The 18,385-nt window shown below is 56.4% G+C and carries 18 protein-coding genes and 1 other RNA gene; 14 read left to right on the top strand and 5 right to left on the bottom strand.

The window, feature by feature from the left end; all coding sequences use genetic code 11:
* Positions 1-30 precede the first annotated feature (30 nt).
* The 3 genes from K5Y33_RS17700 to zapA form a co-directional block, all read right to left on the bottom strand.
* Positions 31-627: a 5-formyltetrahydrofolate cyclo-ligase gene (locus K5Y33_RS17700; RefSeq protein WP_222234717.1), complete on the bottom strand. Its 597-nt coding sequence runs from the start codon at positions 625-627 to the stop codon at positions 31-33.
* A gap of 80 nt (positions 628-707) precedes the next feature.
* A non-coding RNA gene (ssrS, locus tag K5Y33_RS17695) (6S RNA) lies at positions 708-891 on the bottom strand.
* Between the two features lie 40 nt (positions 892-931).
* Complete coding sequence (zapA, locus tag K5Y33_RS17690; RefSeq protein WP_007890288.1) at positions 932-1,261, bottom strand: cell division protein ZapA; 330 nt, start codon at positions 1,259-1,261, stop codon at positions 932-934.
* A 170-nt stretch (positions 1,262-1,431) separates the two neighbouring features.
* Here zapA and K5Y33_RS17685 point away from each other — a divergent pair, with 170 nt between their 5' ends.
* The 9 genes from K5Y33_RS17685 (at position 1,432) to K5Y33_RS17645 (ending at position 12,476) form a co-directional block, all read left to right on the top strand.
* On the top strand, positions 1,432-2,013 hold the full coding sequence (locus K5Y33_RS17685; RefSeq protein ID WP_101761948.1) for a YecA family protein: 582 nt from the start codon (positions 1,432-1,434) through the stop codon (positions 2,011-2,013).
* Between the two features lie 50 nt (positions 2,014-2,063).
* Positions 2,064-3,386, top strand: coding sequence for a Xaa-Pro aminopeptidase (pepP, locus tag K5Y33_RS17680; protein ID WP_222234716.1), 1,323 nt, complete (start codon positions 2,064-2,066; stop codon positions 3,384-3,386).
* Complete coding sequence (gene ubiH / locus K5Y33_RS17675; protein ID WP_222234714.1) at positions 3,383-4,561, top strand: 2-octaprenyl-6-methoxyphenyl hydroxylase; 1,179 nt, start codon at positions 3,383-3,385, stop codon at positions 4,559-4,561. The genes pepP and ubiH overlap by 4 nt, the downstream gene beginning before the upstream one ends.
* 20 nt (positions 4,562-4,581) lie before the next feature.
* Positions 4,582-5,784, top strand: a complete 1,203-nt coding sequence (ubiI, locus tag K5Y33_RS17670) for an FAD-dependent 2-octaprenylphenol hydroxylase (RefSeq protein ID WP_101761951.1) — start codon at positions 4,582-4,584, stop codon at positions 5,782-5,784.
* Positions 5,785-6,206: 422 nt separating this feature from the next.
* A complete protein-coding gene (gcvT, locus tag K5Y33_RS17665; protein WP_110867992.1) occupies positions 6,207-7,304 on the top strand; it encodes a glycine cleavage system aminomethyltransferase GcvT in 1,098 nt (365 codons plus the stop codon).
* A gap of 23 nt (positions 7,305-7,327) precedes the next feature.
* Positions 7,328-7,714, top strand: a complete 387-nt coding sequence (gcvH, locus tag K5Y33_RS17660) for a glycine cleavage system protein GcvH (RefSeq protein ID WP_192236450.1) — start codon at positions 7,328-7,330, stop codon at positions 7,712-7,714.
* A gap of 99 nt (positions 7,715-7,813) precedes the next feature.
* A complete protein-coding gene (gcvP, locus tag K5Y33_RS17655) occupies positions 7,814-10,687 on the top strand; it encodes an aminomethyl-transferring glycine dehydrogenase (protein ID WP_222234713.1) in 2,874 nt (957 codons plus the stop codon).
* A 184-nt stretch (positions 10,688-10,871) separates the two neighbouring features.
* Complete coding sequence (locus K5Y33_RS17650; protein ID WP_222234712.1) at positions 10,872-11,615, top strand: SDR family oxidoreductase; 744 nt, start codon at positions 10,872-10,874, stop codon at positions 11,613-11,615.
* Positions 11,616-11,822: 207 nt separating this feature from the next.
* Positions 11,823-12,476 carry a hemolysin III family protein gene (locus K5Y33_RS17645; RefSeq protein ID WP_222234711.1) on the top strand — a complete coding sequence of 218 codons (654 nt, stop codon included), beginning with the start codon at positions 11,823-11,825 and terminating at the stop codon, positions 12,474-12,476.
* A gap of 60 nt (positions 12,477-12,536) precedes the next feature.
* Here K5Y33_RS17645 and ygfZ read toward each other — a convergent pair whose 3' ends face one another.
* Positions 12,537-13,520, bottom strand: coding sequence for a tRNA-modifying protein YgfZ (gene ygfZ, locus K5Y33_RS17640; RefSeq protein ID WP_222234710.1), 984 nt, complete (start codon positions 13,518-13,520; stop codon positions 12,537-12,539).
* A 218-nt stretch (positions 13,521-13,738) separates the two neighbouring features.
* Between ygfZ and sdhE the strand changes: the two genes are divergently transcribed.
* Positions 13,739-14,005 carry an FAD assembly factor SdhE gene (sdhE, locus tag K5Y33_RS17635; protein ID WP_222234709.1) on the top strand — a complete coding sequence of 89 codons (267 nt, stop codon included), beginning with the start codon at positions 13,739-13,741 and terminating at the stop codon, positions 14,003-14,005.
* Between the two features lie 34 nt (positions 14,006-14,039).
* Positions 14,040-14,399, top strand: coding sequence for a protein YgfX (locus K5Y33_RS17630; protein ID WP_271461227.1), 360 nt, complete (start codon positions 14,040-14,042; stop codon positions 14,397-14,399).
* Here the strand turns inward: K5Y33_RS17630 and fldB are convergent.
* Positions 14,396-14,914, bottom strand: a complete 519-nt coding sequence (fldB, locus tag K5Y33_RS17625) for a flavodoxin FldB (RefSeq protein WP_101761960.1) — start codon at positions 14,912-14,914, stop codon at positions 14,396-14,398. The genes K5Y33_RS17630 and fldB overlap by 4 nt on opposite strands.
* Positions 14,915-15,014: 100 nt before the next feature.
* On the opposite strand from fldB, the gene xerD reads away from it, so the two are divergent.
* From xerD to recJ, 3 genes are read left to right on the top strand one after another with little or no spacing between them, the layout of a single operon-like run.
* Entirely contained in the window at positions 15,015-15,908 is an 894-nt protein-coding gene (gene xerD, locus K5Y33_RS17620; protein ID WP_008108233.1) for a site-specific tyrosine recombinase XerD, read from the top strand.
* 22 nt (positions 15,909-15,930) lie between these two features.
* Positions 15,931-16,644 carry a bifunctional protein-disulfide isomerase/oxidoreductase DsbC gene (gene dsbC / locus K5Y33_RS17615; protein WP_101761962.1) on the top strand — a complete coding sequence of 238 codons (714 nt, stop codon included), beginning with the start codon at positions 15,931-15,933 and terminating at the stop codon, positions 16,642-16,644.
* Positions 16,645-16,650: 6 nt separating this feature from the next.
* Positions 16,651-18,378 (top strand): single-stranded-DNA-specific exonuclease RecJ, encoded by a 1,728-nt coding sequence (recJ, locus tag K5Y33_RS17610; protein WP_101761963.1) that lies wholly within the window; start codon positions 16,651-16,653, stop codon positions 18,376-18,378.
* Positions 18,379-18,385 lie beyond the last annotated feature (7 nt).

Raw genomic sequence — 18,385 nt, 5'->3', positions numbered from 1 at the left:
GGCGCCATTGGCGCCCTTTGTTTTTCCTGCTCACGCTTCCCACTGCCACAGTTTCGATGGCGTCAGTATCGCGGGGAGCGGCACATCCCAGGCGGCAACCGGCAATGCTTCTACGCGCTGACAATCATGTGCGATGCCCACCGGAAGAAAACCATGCTGCTGCCAGTTTTGCAGCGTGCGATCGTAGAATCCGCCACCCATTCCCAAACGTTGGCCAGCATAGTCAAACGCCACCAGCGGCACCAGCATCACATCCAGCTGATCCAGCGTGGCCAGTTGCGTGATATCCAGCGGCGGTTCCGGGATGCGAAGTTTATTTGGCGCGAGTGGCGTTTCTGGCGTGTAACGGATAAACAGCAGATTGCCCGGCGAGAAGGGATGAAGCAACGGTAAGTAAACCTGCTTTTTTTGCTGCCAAAGTTTGGCGATCAGCGGGCGGGTGTTGATCTCTCCATCGACAGATAAAAACAGCGCAATGCGTTGGGCATTAGCGATCGGTGCAATGTTGATGGCGTGTTCAGCCAACTGATCGGCGGCTTGTTCCTGTTGCTCAGACGTGAGATTACGGCGCAAATGGCGCACATGCTGACGGATGTCTTGACGGTCGAGAAGGGAGGGCGCTGGCATGATATCTAAATCCCCGGAATAATCGCTTCTTAAAAGCGATTATATCATGCGAACCGGGGAAACAGACTTGCTACTAAATGGAGATCTCCGAGATGCCGCCGCAGGCTGTAACCCTTGAACCCTTGGTTCAAGGTGAACATGCCGTCACAACTATTAGGCTTCTCGGACGGACCGAGCATGCGCACAAATTGTGGAGCGTCACATTCTGTTGGTATGAAATATCGGCTCAGGGGACTGGCCCGCTTGCAAACATCTCAGAGAAAATTTACTTCACCGTCACTATAGCATGAGTGACCATGAAGCTTTATTCAAAATTAGGGCCCTGGCGGTCAGTTATGCGACCTTGCTCTACTAACGCTTGTTCAATGGTCTGCTGCAGCATGCGGATACGTTGTTCCATGTTTGCTGCATAGTCGCGCGTCTTACCTTTCTCTTGTGCCAACTCGTGGCAGATGTTTAACGCGGCGATGAACACCAGTTGCTCTGTATTGGTGACTCTAGTGCGAACTTTTAAATCTTGCAACCGTTGATTGAGATCCTCTGCGGCCAGATTCAGCGCATCTTGCTGTTCAGGCGGGCAATTCACTCTTAACGAACGACCAAAAATTTGAATATCTACTGGTTGTGCAGACATGCCACCATCCTAACTGATTACTTCGATCGCATCTCCCTTACCGGTCAATGGGTTGGGAGGTGCGAAACTATATATACCCGAGTTATAAGTTACAACCCCTTTTCTGGAAACCCAGAGGCACCTGGTGGTAGCATAACACGAACTTATTCTGCCAACGACGACCAAAGCTTATGTCTTTACAGAACGCAACGCCGAGTTACAACGCGCTGGCCGCGGCCCTTTCACAGCAGGGCGTGGGCATGACGCCAGCCGAAATGCATGGTCTCCTTTCCGGGATTCTGTGCGGCGGCAATCAGGATACCAGCTGGAAAACCATGGTTCACGATCTCACCAACGAAGGCATGGCATTTTCGCAGAGCCTGTCTCAGCCGCTGCAGGCGCTGCATGAAAGCCTGGCGACCACGCTGGAAGACGAAGGTTTTATGTTTCAGCTGATGTTGCCGGAAGACGATGACATCACGGTATTCGATCGCGCGGATGCGCTGGCCGGTTGGGTAAACCACTTCCTGCTCGGTTTGGGTGTCACGCAGCCGAAGCTGGAGAAAGTGACCGGCGAAACTGGCGAAGCGATTGACGATCTGCGCACCATCGCACAACTTGGCTATGACGAAGATGAAGATCAGGAAGAGCTGGAGCAGTCACTCGAAGAGGTAATTGAGTACGTGCGCGTTGCCGCTCTGCTGTGCCACGACACCTTCACGCGTCCGCATCAGCCAACGGCACCAGAAGTACAGAAACCTACGCTACATTAAGCGCGTCAATGCGGGTGCGTTGTGGCCCGTCTTCAACAGGGAGTGCAAACATGATTACCTTGGATACGTTTCAACAACGTCGTCAGGCGCTGATTGCCCGCATGGCGCCAGGCAGTGCGGCGTTAATTTTTGCTGCACCTGAAGTGACGCGCAGCAACGACACCGAATACAGCTTTCGTCAAAACAGCGACTTCTGGTACTTCACCGGTTTTAATGAACCGCAGGCGCTGCTGGTCTTAATCAAAAGTGATGATAAGCACAATCACAGTGTGCTGTTCAATCGCGTGCGTGACCTGACGGCTGAAATCTGGTTTGGTCGCCGCCTTGGCCAGGATGCCGCACCGGCGAAACTGGGTGTCGATCGCGCTTTGCCGTGGGATGACCTCGGCGAGCAGCTGCATCAACTGCTTAACGGCCTGGATGTGGTTTACCACGCGCAGGGCGAATACGCAGAAGCCGATCAGCTGGTGTTCAGCGCGCTGGACAAACTGCGTCGCGGCTTCCGTCAAAACCTTAGCGCGCCCGACACAGTTACCGACTGGCGTCCGTGGGTGCACGACATGCGCCTGTTCAAAAGCGCAGAAGAGATTGAGATTCTGCGCCGCGCCGGAAAAATCAGCGCGCTGGCGCACACGCGAGCGATGCAAGCCTGTCGTCCGGGCATGTTCGAATATCAGCTGGAAGGCGAAATTCATCACGAATTCAATCGCCACGGCGCGCGTTTCCCCTCGTACAACACCATTGTCGGTTCGGGCGAAAACGGCTGTATTCTGCACTACACCGAAAACGAATCGGAAATGCGCGATGGCGACTTAGTGCTGATTGACGCAGGCTGTGAATTCCACGGCTACGCGGGCGATATCACCCGCACCTTCCCGGTCAACGGCACCTTCAGCGAGCCGCAGCGCGCCATCTACGACATTGTGCTGGCTTCGCTCTACAAAGCGTTATCGATGTTCCGTCCGGGCATCAGCATCCATGACGTCAACGACGAGGTGGTGCGCATTATGATTACCGGCCTGGTCGATCTCGGCATTCTGGATGGCAACATCGATACGCTGTTTGAAGAGCAGGCGCATCGTCCGTTCTTCATGCACGGTTTGAGTCACTGGCTGGGGCTGGATGTGCACGATGTCGGCCATTACGGCACGCCAAGCCGCGACCGCGTGCTTGAGCCGGGCATGGTGCTGACGGTTGAGCCTGGCTTGTATATCGCGCCAGATGCCAAAGTACCGCCACAATATCGCGGCATTGGCATTCGCATCGAAGATGACATCGTCATCACCGCCGACGGCAACGAAAATCTCACCGACAGCGTAGTCAAAGACGCTGACGCGATTGAAGCCTTGATGGCGGCGGCACGTCACGCATGAGCATTTTGATTGCTGGCGGCGGCATGACCGGTGCGACTCTGGCGCTGGCGATTTCACATCTGACGCAAGGCCAACTGCCGGTTACCCTGATTGAGCGCAGCCAGCCCGACAGCCGCGCGCATCCCGGTTTCGATGGACGCGCGATTGCCCTGGCGGCTGGCACCTGTCAGCAGTTAGCGGATATCGATCTGTGGCGCTCGCTGGCCGATTGCGCCACGCCCATCACCGATATTCACGTTTCCGATCGCGGTCATACCGGCTTCGTTTCGCTTAAAGCGCAAGATCATCAGTTGCCTGCGCTCGGTCAGGTGGTTGAACTGTTTGATGTCGGCCAGCGGCTGTTTCAACGCCTGCAAAAAGCGTCAGGCGTCACGCTGCGCTGCCCGGATCATGTAACTTCGGTAGCGCGTACGGCGGATAATGTGCAGGTGATGTTGAACAGCGGCGAACAGCTGGCAGGCGCATTACTGGTGGCCGCCGACGGTTCGCGTTCACCTTTAGGCGCGTCCTGCGGTATCACCTGGCAGCGCGACGATTATCAGCAGTTGGCGGTTATCTCCAACGTGTCGACGCAGTTGCCGCATCAGGGTCGCGCCTTTGAGCGTTTTACCGAATACGGCCCGCTGGCGCTGTTGCCGATGTCCGGCAACCGCATGTCGCTGGTGTGGTGCCACCCGCTTGAGGCGCAAGCAACGATTAAGCAGTGGGATGATGCGACCTTCCTGCAAGAACTGCAGCGCGCATTCGGCTGGCGTCTGGGGCGCTTCACGCATACCGGTCAACGCGAGCATTATCCGCTGGCGCTGCAAACCGCCGAACGTCAGGTGACACATCGTCTGGCGCTGGTGGGCAACGCGGCGCAAACACTGCATCCCATTGCCGGACAAGGCTTCAACCTGGGTCTGCGCGATGTGATGTCGCTGGCGGAAACGCTGGCAGGCGCATATCGTCAGCAGCAAGATCCCGGCAGTTTCGCGGTATTACAGCATTTTGCCGCGCGACGTCAGCCCGATCGTGCCGCCACTGTTGGCGTCACTGACGGTTTAGTCCGACTGTTTGCTAACCGCTATGCGCCGTTGGTAGCAGGACGAAATCTTGGGCTGGTGGCGATGGACCATCTGCCTTGGCTACGAAATCCACTTGCCGCGCGCACGCTCGGCTGGGTTAAGCGTTAAGCACGAATTAAGGGGCAGCAATGCAAACTTTTGATGTGGCAATTGCCGGAGGCGGCATGGTGGGTTTGGCCGTCGCCTGCGGACTTCAAGGCAGCGGCTTACGCGTTGCCGTGCTGGAAAAAGCACCCGAGCCACAGTTTGATCCGGCGGCCAATGCGTCGATTCGCGTCTCCGCCATCAACGCTGCCAGTGAACGTCTGCTGCAAAAGCTCGATGTCTGGTCGAGCATTCTGGCGCTGCGCGCCAGCGCCTATCACGGCATGGAAGTGTGGGATCAGGACAGCTTTGGCTCAATCAGCTTTGATGACGAGCAGCAGGGTTTATCGCATCTTGGCCATATTATTGAAAACGAAGTGATTCATAGCGCGTTGTGGCAGCGTGCCAGTCAGAGCAGCGATATTACGCTGTTTGCCCCGGCGCAGCTGCAGCAAGTGGCGTTTGGCGACAACGAAGCCTTCATTACGTTGCAGGATGGCAGCATGATGAGCGCACGTTTGCTGGTGGCGGCCGACGGCGCAAATTCGTGGCTGCGCGATAAAGCGGATATCCCGCTGACTTTCTGGGATTACGAGCATCACGCGCTGGTGGCGAACATCCGCACCGATATGCCGCATGATGCGATTGCGCGTCAGGTGTTTCACGGCGACGGTATTCTGGCGTTCCTGCCGATGCAGGATCCACACTTATGCTCGATCGTCTGGTCGCTCGCGCCGCAGGAAGCGGCACGCCTGCAATCGATGCCGGAAGCGCTATTTAATCAGCAGCTGTCGGTGGCGTTTGATATGCGGCTTGGCTTGTGTCAGGTCGAAAGTGAACGTAAAACCTTCCCGTTGACGGCACGTTATGCGCGTAACTTTGCCGCGCACCGTTTGGCGCTGGTCGGCGATGCCGCCCACACCATCCATCCGCTGGCCGGGCAGGGCGTAAATCTCGGCTTTATGGATGCGGCTGAATTAATTGGTGAAATTCGTCGATTGCATCAGGAAGGCAAAGACATTGGTCAGCATCTCTATCTGCGTCGCTATGAGCGCAGCCGCAAGCACAGTGCGGCGATGATGCTGGCGGGGATGCAGGGTTTCCGCGAGCTGTTTGCTGGCACCCATCCCGCGAAAAAGCTGCTGCGTGATGTTGGCCTCAAGCTCGCCGACACGTTACCTGGCGTTAAACCGCTGATGCTGAAACAGGCGATGGGGCTTAACGATCTACCCAGATGGATACGCTAATCATCTCAGCTGACGGCGCCCAATTGGGCGCCGTTTTTCTTTGCTGCACCCCAATGATGCAGCGATGCACCGCGATCGCGCCTCGTTTGATTTATTCTAATTTGACGCCTTAATTCGCATTAGATTAATTCATGTCATAGCCCTGCGCATGCCGGACCATTTCTTAATCCTGTGGCGTGTATTCCCTCAATTTGCTGCATGAAAGTAATTTAGTCGTATTTTGTGCGAGGCTAATCACAATAATGCAGTGATTTATGCTGGGCGCTGTTCGATGATTTGATGAAAGGTGGTAGTGTTTCGCCCTCGTTTTCCTCATGGTTAATTGCCACATTAGGTGATAACTTCAGCACAAAGAGAACGTTTGCGTCAGCCTCATTAGGCGACGCAGGCGCGTCACACTCACTTGTCTTCACAGGATGGTTATGACTCAGCAAACGCCTCTATTCGAACAGCATCAGGCAAGCGGTGCACGCATGGTGGACTTCCACGGTTGGATGATGCCGCTGCATTACGGCTCGCAAATGGATGAGCATCACGCGGTGCGTAACGATGCCGGCATGTTTGATGTTTCCCACATGACCATCGTCGATCTGCACGGCGCACGTACCCGCGAATTCCTGCGCTATCTGCTGGCAAACGATGTCGCCAAGCTCACCCAGCCGGGCAAAGCCCTGTATACCGGCATGTTGAATGCCTCTGCTGGCGTCATTGATGATTTGATTGTTTACTTTATGAGCGAAGATTTCTTCCGTCTGGTGGTGAACTCCGCTACGCGTGAGAAAGATTTAGCCTGGATTAAACAGCATGCGCAGCCGTTTGGCGTTGAGCTGACCGAGCGTGACGATCTGGCGCTGATTGCGGTGCAAGGTCCAAACGCGCAGCAGAAAGCACAAACGCTGTTGAGCGCCGCTCAGCGTGATGCCGTTGCCGGCATGAAACCCTTCTTTGGCGTGCAGGCCGAAAACCTGTTTATCGCTACCACCGGCTACACCGGCGAAGCGGGTTATGAGATTGCCATGCCAGCGACTGAAGCCGCCGCTTTCTGGCAGCAGCTGTTGGCCGCAGGCGTTAAACCGGCTGGACTCGGTGCGCGTGACACGCTGCGTCTGGAAGCGGGCATGAACCTGTACGGTCAGGAGATGGATGAGGGCGTTTCGCCGCTCGCCGCCAATATGGGCTGGACCATCAGCTGGGAACCTGCCGATCGCGATTTCATTGGCCGTGATGCTCTGCAAGCGCAGCGCGAGCACGGCACCGAACAGCTGGTTGGCCTGGTGATGACCGAAAAAGGGGTGCTGCGTAACGGGTTAACGGTGCGCTTCACCGATCAACAAGGTCAGCCGCAGCAAGGTATTATTACCAGTGGTTCCTTCTCACCAACCCTGGGTTACAGCATCGCGCTGGCGCGTGTGCCAGCCGGCATTGGTGAGCAGGCGATTGTGGAAATCCGCAACCGTGAAATGCCCGTGAAAGTTACCAAACCGATTTTTGTTCGCGCCGGTAAGCCGGTTGCCCAGTAATTTTTTTTCAGGAGAAATGGCCAATGAGCAATGTGCCAAGTGAATTGAAATACCGCGATAGCCACGAATGGGTCCGTAAAGAAGCCGACGGCACCTTCACTGTGGGTATCACCGAACACGCACAGGAACTGCTGGGCGATATGGTGTTTGTCGATCTGCCAGACGTCGGTGCCACCTTCGCGGCCGGAGATGACTGCGCCGTTGCGGAGTCGGTGAAAGCGGCTTCAGACATCTACGCGCCACTGAGCGGTGAGATTGTGGCGGTGAACGACAATCTGGGCGATTCGCCAGAGCTGGTCAACAGCGCGCCGTACGCCGATGGTTGGCTGTTCCGCATCAAAGCCAGCGACGAATCAGAACTCGACGCGATGCTTGATGCCGATGCCTATAAAGCCGCAATCGACGAGTAACCGGTAGTGGCAGAAGGTGGCGCGCTGCGTCACCTTCTTTTTTATCTGCCTGATTTAACGCCATTTTTGTGACCCAGCCCGATTCAGGATTTACTGCAAATGACCCAGACTCTCAGCCAGCTTGAACACAACGGTGCTTTCATTGAGCGCCACATCGGTCCTACGCCGGAACAACAGGCCTTAATGCTGGAAGCGATTGGTGCCAGTTCGCTCTCCTCATTGATCAGTTCTATTGTGCCTGCCGACATCCAACTGCCAGGCCCGCCTGCAGTAGGCATAGCGGCGACCGAGCAGCAAGCGCTGGCAGAGCTGAAAGCCATTGCCAGTCAGAACCAACGCTATAAATCCTGGATCGGCATGGGCTACAGCGCGGTGATCACGCCGCCCGTCATCCTGCGCAATATGCTGGAAAATCCAGGCTGGTACACCGCGTATACGCCGTATCAGCCAGAAGTGTCGCAGGGCCGTCTTGAGGCGCTGCTCAACTTCCAAACTCTGACGCTGGATCTGACCGGTCTGGACATCGCTTCCGCGTCACTGCTGGACGAAGCGACCGCTGCTGCCGAAGCAATGGCGATGGCCAAGCGCGTTAGCAAACTGAAAACCGCCACCAAATTCTTCATCGCCGATGACATCCATCCACAGACGCTGGATGTGGTGCGCACCCGCGCAGAAACCTTTGGTTTTGAACTGATTATTGATCGTGCTGACAAGGCGCTGGATCACGATGATCTGTTCGGCGTGTTGCTGCAACAGGTGGGTACGCACGGTGAAGTGCACGATTACCGCTCACTGATTGCCGAGCTGAAAAGCCGCAAAGTGGTGGTGAGCGTAGCCGCAGATTTCATGGCGCTGGTGCAGCTAGAGGCGCCAGGCAAGCAGGGCGCAGATATCGTCTTTGGTTCTGCCCAGCGTTTCGGCGTGCCGATGGGTTACGGCGGACCACACGCCGCGTTCTTCGCCAGCCGCGACGAGCACAAACGCTCGATGCCTGGTCGCATTATTGGTGTATCGCGCGATGCCGCCGGGAACACCGCGCTGCGTATGGCGATGCAAACCCGCGAGCAACATATTCGTCGTGAGAAAGCCAACTCCAACATCTGTACATCGCAGGTGCTGCTGGCGAATATCGCCGGTCTCTACGCGGTGTATCACGGTCCGGTTGGCCTGAAACGCATTGCCTCACGTATTCACCGTCTGACCAGCATTCTGGCCGCGGGCCTGCAAAACGGTGGCCTCAAGCTGCGCCACAACAGCTGGTTCGATACGCTGACGGTTGAAGTGGCCGATAAAGCGGCGGTGCTGAACCGCGCGCAGAGCTTCGGCGTCAACCTGCGCAGCGATATCCACAATGCAGTTGGTATTACGCTGGATGAAACCACCGCCCGTGAAGATGTGCTGGCGCTGTTCGCCATTCTGTTGGGCGATGCGCACGGTCAGGACATTGATGCGTTGGATGCCGCCGTTGCTGCGGAAAACAGCGCGATTCCGGCAGGTCAGGTGCGTGAAAGCGCCTTCCTGACGCACCCGGTGTTCAACCGCCATCACAGTGAAACTGAGATGATGCGTTACATGCACAGCCTGGAGAAAAAGGATCTGGCGCTGAACCAGGCGATGATCCCACTCGGTTCGTGCACCATGAAACTTAATGCCGCGGCGGAGATGATTCCGATCACCTGGCCGGAATTTGCCGAACTGCATCCGTTCTGCCCGGCTGAGCAGGCGTCGGGTTATCTGCAGATGATTGGCCAGCTGTCGCAATGGCTGGTGCAGTTGACCGGCTACGATGCGCTGTGCATGCAGCCCAACTCGGGTGCGCAGGGCGAATACGCCGGCCTGCTGGCGATTCGTCGTTATCACGAAAGTCGTAACGAAGGCGGCCGTAATGTTTGCCTGATCCCGAGCTCGGCGCACGGCACCAATCCGGCATCGGCGCAGATGGCGGGCATGTCAGTTGTGGTGGTGGCGTGTGATAAACAAGGCAACATCGATCTTGGCGATCTGCGTGAGAAAGCCGCGCAGGTGGGTGATCAGCTGTCGTGCATCATGGTGACCTATCCGTCAACACACGGCGTTTATGAAGAAACCATCCGCGAGGTGTGCCAGATCGTGCATCAGCACGGCGGCCAGGTGTATCTCGACGGCGCCAACATGAATGCGCAGGTCGGTATCACCACGCCAGGTTACATCGGCGCGGATGTATCGCACCTTAACCTGCACAAAACCTTCTGTATCCCGCACGGCGGTGGCGGTCCGGGTATGGGCCCAATCGGCGTGAAAGCGCATCTTGCACCGTTCGTGCCAGGTCACAGCGTGGTGCAAATTGATGGCGTGCTGACACAGCAGGGCGCGGTATCTGCCGCACCGTTTGGTAGCGCATCGATTTTGCCAATCAGCTGGATGTATATCCGTATGATGGGCGCAGAAGGTCTGAAGCAAGCGAGTTCGGTGGCGATCCTGAACGCCAACTACATTGCCAGCCGTCTGCAATCGGCCTATCCGATTCTGTATGCCGGCCGCGATGGCCGCGTGGCGCACGAATGTATTCTCGACATTCGTCCGCTGAAAGAGCAGACCGGTATCAGCGAGCTGGATATTGCTAAGCGTCTGATCGATTACGGTTTCCACGCACCAACGATGTCATTCCCGGTTGCGGGTACGCTGATGGTTGAACCCACGGAATCGGAAAGCAAAATCGAGCTGGATCGCTTTATTGATGCGATGCTGGCTATTCGCATGGAAATCGATCGCGTTGCCGATGGCGAATGGCCGCTGGAAGATAATCCGCTGGTGAACGCACCGCACACGCAGACAGAAATCGTTGGCGACTGGGCGCATCCGTATACCCGTGAGCTGGCCGTATTCCCGGCCGGTAGCGCCAATAAATACTGGCCGACGGTGAAACGTCTGGATGATGTATTTGGCGATCGCAATGTCTTTTGTTCGTGTGTACCAATGAGCGAATACCAATAATTTAGCCGTCATACTTTGAGCCACAGCGGCGTTGGCTGCGCTCATTCACCCCGGTCACTTACTGATGTAAGCTCCCGGGGATGAATGAACTTGCCGCCTTGCTGTCTCTCAAATTATTTAGGCTAAAGTAGCGGGTGATATTTATGAAAGGGCCGATTGTTCGGCCTTTTTTGTGGAGGCAAAAATGGATCTGGCTTTGATTACCGGCGGTAGTCGCGGCATTGGACGCGCAACCGCACTATCGCTGGCGCAGGCGGGTTATCGCGTGGCGATCAACTATCGTCAGCGTGCAGCCGAAGCGGCAAGCGTGGTGGCAGAGATTGAAGCGCAGGGCGGCAGTGCGTTTGCGCTGCAGGCCGATATTGGCGATGAAGCGCAGGTCATACGTATGTTTGCCGAATTGGACCAGCAAGAGGGCGTGCTGCGAGTGCTGGTGAATAATGCCGGTATTTTGTTTACCCAATGTCGGGTGGAAGATCTGGATGCCGAACGTATTCAGCGCGTGTTCGCCACCAACGTTACCGGCACGTTCATCTGCTGTCGTGAGGCGGTAAAACGCATGGGCACGCATCATGGCGGCAAAGGGGGCGCCATCGTCAATGTGTCATCCGCTGCGTCACGTCTCGGTGCGCCAGGCGAATATGTGGATTACGCCGCTTCAAAAGGGGCGATGGATACGCTGACTAAAGGGCTGTCGCTGGAAGTGGCATCGCAAGGCATTCGCGTCAACAGCGTGCGTCCTGGCCTTATTTATACCGACATGCACGCCGATGGCGGCGAGCCGGGTCGGGTCGATCGCCTGGCGAGCGCATTGCCAATGGGACGCGGCGGCCAGGCAGAAGAGATTGCTGCAGCAATTGCCTGGCTAGCGAGCGATGCCGCGTCATACGTGACGGGCACCTTTATCGATGCGGCTGGCGGACGATAATCACCAAGCCGGTATCAATACCGACCCCATAAAACAGTATCCGTGCGGAGTGTCGCCATGCATGGCGACCGATTCATTCAAATCCTCGCCTGTCACACCCACTCACAGATTTATTTTAGCGTACATGTGTACTCTGAAAATTATCCCGGTTACTCTGGTTGCTCAGAAATAGCACACTCGCTTTTTCCGTTGTTCAGGAATCCCCTCATGGTACAAACCCCAGTTATTGCTCAGGGCTACTCATTGGCAGAAGAGATCGCCAATAGTATCAGCCACGGAATTGGCTGCATTTTCGGCATCATCGGCCTGGCGTTAATGTTGACACAAGCCGTTGAATCCCAAGCTAACGTTACCGCGATCACCAGTTACAGCCTGTACGGCGGCAGCATCATTCTGCTCTATCTCGCCTCAACGCTGTATCACGCCATTTCCCATCAAAAAGCCAAATACTGGCTGAAGAAATTTGACCACTGCGCCATTTATCTGTTGATTGCTGGCACTTACACGCCGTTCTTGCTGGTGGGGCTCAATTCGCCGCTGGCACAAGGCTTAATGGTGGTGATCTGGAGCCTGGCGCTGGCCGGTATCCTGTTTAAAATCGCCTTTGCCCACCGCTTTGAAGCGCTGTCGCTGGTGACCTATCTCGGTATGGGCTGGTTGTCGCTGGTGGTGATTTATCAGCTGGCGATCAAACTGTCGCCGGGCGGGATTTGGCTGCTGGCTGCCGGTGGCATTGTCTATTCGCTAGGGGTGATATTCTACGTCTCGCGCCGTATTCCTTACAGTCACGCCATCTGGCACGGTTTTGTGCTCGGCGGCAGCGTATTGCACTTCTGCGCGATTTATTTTTATGTGATGTAAGCTCAATCCAGGTCGCCGAAAATGGCGACCTTACGTGTTTAGTACGGACCCGGCCCGCAATTATTCTGTTAATGAATACGGCAGCGGCTGAATGGTCAATTTGCCACTTTCGTCGCCTTCCACGCGCAATACGCTATCCGGCTCCAAATCATTATTCATCACCACCTGCACCCAAACGCTGCCGTCATCCAGCTGCACGCCGCTCAATACGGTGCCGGTGCGACGCCATTTATCGCCCATCTGCAGCTCCATCGAACCGCCAACCTCCGGCACTTTGCTGGCTTTACCTGCCAGCCAATAGAGTGCGCGTTTGTTCGCACCGCGGAATTTGGCGCGTGCCACCATTTCCTGGCCGGTGTAACACCCTTTTTTGAAGCTGATGGCATCCAGCGCCTGTAGGTTAGTGGCTTGTGGAATCAACTGCGCGCTGCTGGCGCTTTCAATCACCGGAATGCCGGCTTCGATATCCAGCGCCAGCCATTGCAGGCTGTCGTTGAACTGCGCTTCTCCCGCCAGTTTCTCTTTCAACGCATTCGCCTGTTCTGGCGTGGTCACCAGCAGGAAACGTTCGGCTGGCTGATCAAACCACAAAAGCGTGCTCTCACCTTGCTGTACTACCGGCGTTTCGGCATCCGGCAGTGTGCTGAATACGCCTGCCAGCGCGGCGCGCGCCTGGAAACCGGCAACGCCGAGCAGCACCGCTTCATCGTCAGCCACGATGGTGACTTTGGCGAACACCGCGTATTTCTTCAGTTCGGTAAGCTGCTGCTCACGCAGGTTGCGACGCACCACGTAAGCGTAACCTTCGCTGCGATGGAACAGACGAATGTTGCTCCACATTTTGCCTTTGGCATCGCAGTGCGCGGCGGGACGATGCTGCGTCTCGCCCATCGCCGCGACATCCAGCGTCAACTGACCTTGCAGATAAGACGTGCTGTCGTTGCCCTGCACCTTAACCAGCGCCCATTCGTCGAGCGAAATCAGGGTTAAAGGCAGGCGTGACGATGCAGCAGGCTGGCGAGGTGGAAGGGTAAAAATCGACATGTCTCTTTCCTGATTAATGAGGTAATAGGTAGCAATGGTAAAAGAGCAGTGCGGCTTTGCAACCTGTTTACTGAATATGGCGCACAAATCGCGTGATACCCATTGCAAACTGGGGGATGTAACGCCGAGGTATTGCACAGGGTTAAGCACAGCGCCTGCAGCGAGAAAAAAAAGCAGGTACACTGAGCCCCACTGTTTTTAGTCATGGAACCTGAGACATGGAAATTAACGACAAAGCCCGCGTCCAATGGGCATGCCGTCGCGGCATGCTGGAGCTGGATATGGCTATCATGCCGTTTTTCAAATTTGAATATGATTCGCTGGACGACATCGATAAGCAGGTTTTTATCGCGCTACTAAAGAGTGACGATCCCGATCTGTTCAACTGGTTGATGAATCACGGTGAACCGGTTGATCCCGAGTTCAAACGTATGGTGAAACTGATTCAGCAGCGTAACCGTGAACGCGGTCCGGTGGCAATGTGATCTGCGGGCGTCACGCAGTGCGCGCGCACTGAATGTGACGCTTTCTCTACTGTGCACCGGTTTGCTGCTGGCGCTGGAGTGGCCTGACGCGTGGGCGTGGAGCAAAGCGCCGGTGTTAGTGCTGCTGCTGGCGGAGTGCTGGCGTAACGAGCGTCGTCTGGTACAGCGCGTAGGTCATTTGGGGCTGGACGTGAAGGGCAATTGGCTGTGGCGCGGCGTGCGCTGGCGAGCGGAACGTAAGGCGGATTGGTTGCCGTATGGCGTTTTGCTGGTGCTGCGTAATCAGCAGGGAAAACGCTGGCGGCTATGGTTAATGCATGACAACCTGCCGCCCGGTGAATGGCGCACGCTGCGCGCCTGCTGTTTTCTAAGGGATGGTCAAACGCTGCCTTAAAGCAGCGCTGCGGTTTCCGTCAGAATCTGTTCGCACCACTGCTCAATGCGCTCATCGCTCTGTTCGAACTGGTTAACATCGTCGAGCGCCAAACCGACAAACTGCGTGCCATCGGCGGTCAGCGGTTTTTTGCTGGTGAACTCATAGCCTTCCAGCGGCCAGTAACCCACAAACTGCACGCCCATCGGCTGCAGCAGTTCGTGCAGCATGCCCAGCGCATCAAGGAACCATTCGGCGTATTCGCCCTGATCGCCCATGCCGTACAGCGCCACGATTTTTCCGCGCAAATTCAGCGCCGGAATCTGCGGCCAAATCGCTTCCCAATCTTCCTGTAACTCACCGAAATCCCACGTCGGAATGCCGAGGATCAGCAAATCGTACTGCTCCATCAGCGACGGATCGTCATCTTTCAAATTGTGCAGCGTGACTAATTCTTCACCGATAAAGTCGCGAATCTTCTCCGCCGTCATCTCGGTGTAACAGGTACTCGAACCATAAAACAAACCAATATTCATGCAATTAATGCTCTGTCTGAACCTGACTCGGGGGCAATTGTACCAGAAGCAGGCTACTTTCAGGCATAATGAGCACGATTTCACACGGGCGGAGAGTACAGTGCAGGACAGCGATCTGATCGAACAGTTTCTGGATGCGCTTTGGATTGAGCGTAATCTGGCGCAGAACACGCTCGCCTCTTACCGGCAGGATCTGCAAACGCTCACCGGCTGGCTGCATCACCACGATCGCACGCTATTAACGCTTGAAGCGCTTGATTTGCAGCAGTTTCTTGCCGAACGCGTTGAGGGCGGCTACAAAGCCACCAGCTCGGCGCGCACCCTCAGCGCCATTCGCCGCTTGTGCCAATATCTCTATCGGGAAAAAGTGCGCAGCGACGATCCCAGCGCGCTGCTGTCGGCACCGAAACTGCCGCAGCGTCTGCCGAAAGATCTCAGTGAAAACCAGGTCGAACGCTTACTGCAGGCACCGAGCATTGATGTGCCGCTCGAACTGCGCGACAAGGCGATGCTGGAGCTGCTGTACGCCACCGGTTTACGCGTAACGGAGTTGGTGGGTTTGACCATCAGCGATATCAGCCTGCGTCAGGGCGTGGTGCGCGTAATCGGTAAAGGCAACAAAGAGCGTCTTGTGCCGTTAGGTGAAGAAGCGGTTTACTGGATTGAATACTATATGGAACATGGTCGGCCGTGGCTGCTCAACGGGCAAACGCTGGACGTGATGTTTCCCAGCCAGCGCGCACAGCAAATGACGCGGCAGACCTTCTGGCATCGCATTAAACACTATGCGACCCTTGCCGGTATCGATAGCGAAAAGCTGTCGCCGCACGTGCTGCGCCACGCATTTGCCACACATTTACTGAACCACGGCGCCGATTTACGCGTCGTACAGATGTTGCTGGGCCACAGCGACCTCTCGACCACCCAAATTTATACGCACGTCGCCACTGAGCGCCTGCGTCTGTTACATCAACAGCATCATCCGCGCGCTTGAGATGCGGTAACAAGGATTTAAGATGAAAAAGCAGCTAACGATGCTGGCTCTGCTGGTCAGTGCATTCACTGGATTGGCGCATGCCGATGACAACGCTATTCAGCAAACGCTGAAAAAACTGGGATTGCAGCAGGCTGAAATCCAGCCGTCCCCGCTGCCGGGTATCAAAACGGTGCTGACCGAAAGCGGCGTGCTTTACGTCTCCGAAGACGGCAAGCACATGATTCAGGGCCCGCTGTATGATGTCAGCGGCACCCAGCCGATCAACGTTACTAACCAGCTGCTGGACAAAAAAGTTACTGCGCTGGCGCCAGACATGATTGTCTATAAAGCGCCGAAAGAGCAGCACGTCATCACCGTGTTCACCGACATCACCTGCGGCTACTGCCGCAAGCTGCATGAGCAGATGGCCGACTACAACGCGCTCGGCATCACCGTGCGCTATCTGGCCTTCCCGCGTGAAGGTCTGAATGGTCAGGTAGAAAAAGCCATGCGCGCCATCTGGTGCAGCGCCGATCGTAACAAAGCTTTCGATGCAGCAATGAAAGGCGATGCGCCGCAGATGGATGCGCCAGCGACCTGCAAAATCAATATCGAGCAGCAGTACAAACTCGGCATCCTGTTTGGCATTCAGGGTACGCCAGCCATTCTCACGGATAGCGGCATGATGATTCCTGGCTATCAGGGACCGCAAGAGCTGAAGCAGGTGCTTGACGGCCAGAAGCGTGGCGGTTAACGCACAGTGATTCATTCTGTTGAATTGCGTCGGCGCGAAGCCGAGACCGAAGCCAGCTTACCCGCTGATTTGCCCCCTTTGCTGCGCCGCTTGTATCTGCAACGCGGCGTGAAAGAGGCGCTGGAACTGGAACGCGGCGCTAAACACCTGCTGCCGTGGCAAACGCTGGGCGGCATCGAAGCCGCCGTGACGTTGCTGCATCAGATGCTGCTGGCGGGCAAACGTATCGTGGTGGTGGGCGATTTCGATGCCGATGGCGCCACCAGCACCGCGTTAACCGTGCTGGCGCTGCGCAGCCTCGGCGGTAATGTGGATTATCTGGTGCCAAACCGTTTCGAAGATGGCTACGGTTTGAGTCCGGAAGTGGTCGAGCAGGCTAAAGCGCGCGGTGCGGAGATGATCCTCACCGTCGATAACGGCATCTCATCACATGCCGGAGTGGATACCGCGCATCAGCACGGCATTCCGGTGCTGGTTACCGATCACCACTTGCCGGGCGAAACCTTGCCCGCCGCCGAAGCGATTGTTAATCCGAACCTCAACGACAGCGAATTCCCCTCACGTTCGCTGGCGGGTGTTGGCGTGGCCTTCTATCTGATGCTGGCGCTGCGTGCGCACCTGCGTCAGCAAAACTGGTTTAGTGAGAGCCGAGCCGAGCCAAATCTGGCGGAGCTGCTGGATCTGGTGGCGCTGGGCACCGTGGCCGATGTGGTGCCGCTGGATGCCAACAACCGCATTCTGGTGTGGCAAGGTTTGAGCCGTATTCGCGCGGGAAAATGCCGTGCCGGGATTCGCGCGCTGCTGGAGATTGCCAACCGCGATGCGCGCCAACTCGCCGCCAGCGATCTCGGTTTTGCCGTGGGTCCGCGCCTGAATGCTGCCGGTCGTCTGGATGATATGTCGGTCGGCGTGGCGCTGTTGCTCACCGAAGATATTTCCCAGGCGCGCATGCTGGCGAATGAACTCGATGCGCTGAATCAGACGCGTAAAGAGATTGAGCAGGGCATGAAGAGCGAAGCGCTGGCGCTGTGCGATGAGCTGGAGCGTCAGCATACCGATCTGCCGCTTGGACTGGCGTTCTACCATCCCGAGTGGCATCAGGGCGTGGTGGGGATTCTCGCGTCGCGCCTGAAAGAGCGCTTCCATCGCCCGGTGATCGCCTTCGCTCCCGCCGGAGACGGCACGCTGAAAGGTTCGGGCCGCTCAATTGCGGGTTTGCATCTGCGCGATGCGCTGGAGCGTCTCGACACGCTTTTCCCTGGCTTAATGATCAAATTTGGTGGTCACGCCATGGCGGCCGGATTGTCACTGGAAACCGCGAAGTACGAGGAGTTCCGTGCGCGATTTGCCGCGTTGATTGATGAGTGGCTGGATGGCGAAGCGTTGCAGGGCGTGATTTGGTCGGACGGCGAACTGCATGCGCAGGAGTTTACCCTGCATACTGCCGAAATGCTGCGCGAGGCCGGTCCGTGGGGCCAGGCATTCCCGGAACCCGTGTTCGATGGCAAGTTCAAGCTGTTACAACAGCGGTTAGTGGGCGAGCGTCATTTGAAAGTGATGGTCGAGCCGCTCGGCGGCGGCCCGCTGTTGGATGGGATTGCCTTCAACGTGGATACCACGCTGTGGCCAGACAGCAGCGTGCGTCAGGTGCAGCTGGCCTATAAGCTGGATATCAACGAATACCGCGGCAATCGTTCGGTGCAATTGATCATCGATCACCTTTGGCCGCTGTAGTTCACTA

It is taken from the genome of Pantoea sp. DY-17 (assembly GCF_019795975.1).
Lineage (GTDB): Bacteria > Pseudomonadota > Gammaproteobacteria > Enterobacterales > Enterobacteriaceae > Pantoea > Pantoea leporis.
Note: the sequence above shows the minus strand (reverse complement) of the source record. Positions and strands in the feature narration are given on the sequence as shown.

Coding starts and splice junctions, on each gene's coding strand:
- K5Y33_RS17700 (WP_222234717.1), bottom strand. CDS start 627: ATGCCAGCGCCCTCCCTTCTCGACCGTCAAGACATCCGTCAGCATGTG.
- zapA (WP_007890288.1), bottom strand. CDS start 1,261: ATGTCTGCACAACCAGTAGATATTCAAATTTTTGGTCGTTCGTTAAGA.
- K5Y33_RS17685 (WP_101761948.1), top strand. CDS start 1,432: ATGTCTTTACAGAACGCAACGCCGAGTTACAACGCGCTGGCCGCGGCC.
- pepP (WP_222234716.1), top strand. CDS start 2,064: ATGATTACCTTGGATACGTTTCAACAACGTCGTCAGGCGCTGATTGCC.
- ubiH (WP_222234714.1), top strand. CDS start 3,383: ATGAGCATTTTGATTGCTGGCGGCGGCATGACCGGTGCGACTCTGGCG.
- ubiI (WP_101761951.1), top strand. CDS start 4,582: ATGCAAACTTTTGATGTGGCAATTGCCGGAGGCGGCATGGTGGGTTTG.
- gcvT (WP_110867992.1), top strand. CDS start 6,207: ATGACTCAGCAAACGCCTCTATTCGAACAGCATCAGGCAAGCGGTGCA.
- gcvH (WP_192236450.1), top strand. CDS start 7,328: ATGAGCAATGTGCCAAGTGAATTGAAATACCGCGATAGCCACGAATGG.
- gcvP (WP_222234713.1), top strand. CDS start 7,814: ATGACCCAGACTCTCAGCCAGCTTGAACACAACGGTGCTTTCATTGAG.
- K5Y33_RS17650 (WP_222234712.1), top strand. CDS start 10,872: ATGGATCTGGCTTTGATTACCGGCGGTAGTCGCGGCATTGGACGCGCA.
- K5Y33_RS17645 (WP_222234711.1), top strand. CDS start 11,823: ATGGTACAAACCCCAGTTATTGCTCAGGGCTACTCATTGGCAGAAGAG.
- ygfZ (WP_222234710.1), bottom strand. CDS start 13,520: ATGTCGATTTTTACCCTTCCACCTCGCCAGCCTGCTGCATCGTCACGC.
- sdhE (WP_222234709.1), top strand. CDS start 13,739: ATGGAAATTAACGACAAAGCCCGCGTCCAATGGGCATGCCGTCGCGGC.
- fldB (WP_101761960.1), bottom strand. CDS start 14,914: ATGAATATTGGTTTGTTTTATGGTTCGAGTACCTGTTACACCGAGATG.
- dsbC (WP_101761962.1), top strand. CDS start 15,931: ATGAAAAAGCAGCTAACGATGCTGGCTCTGCTGGTCAGTGCATTCACT.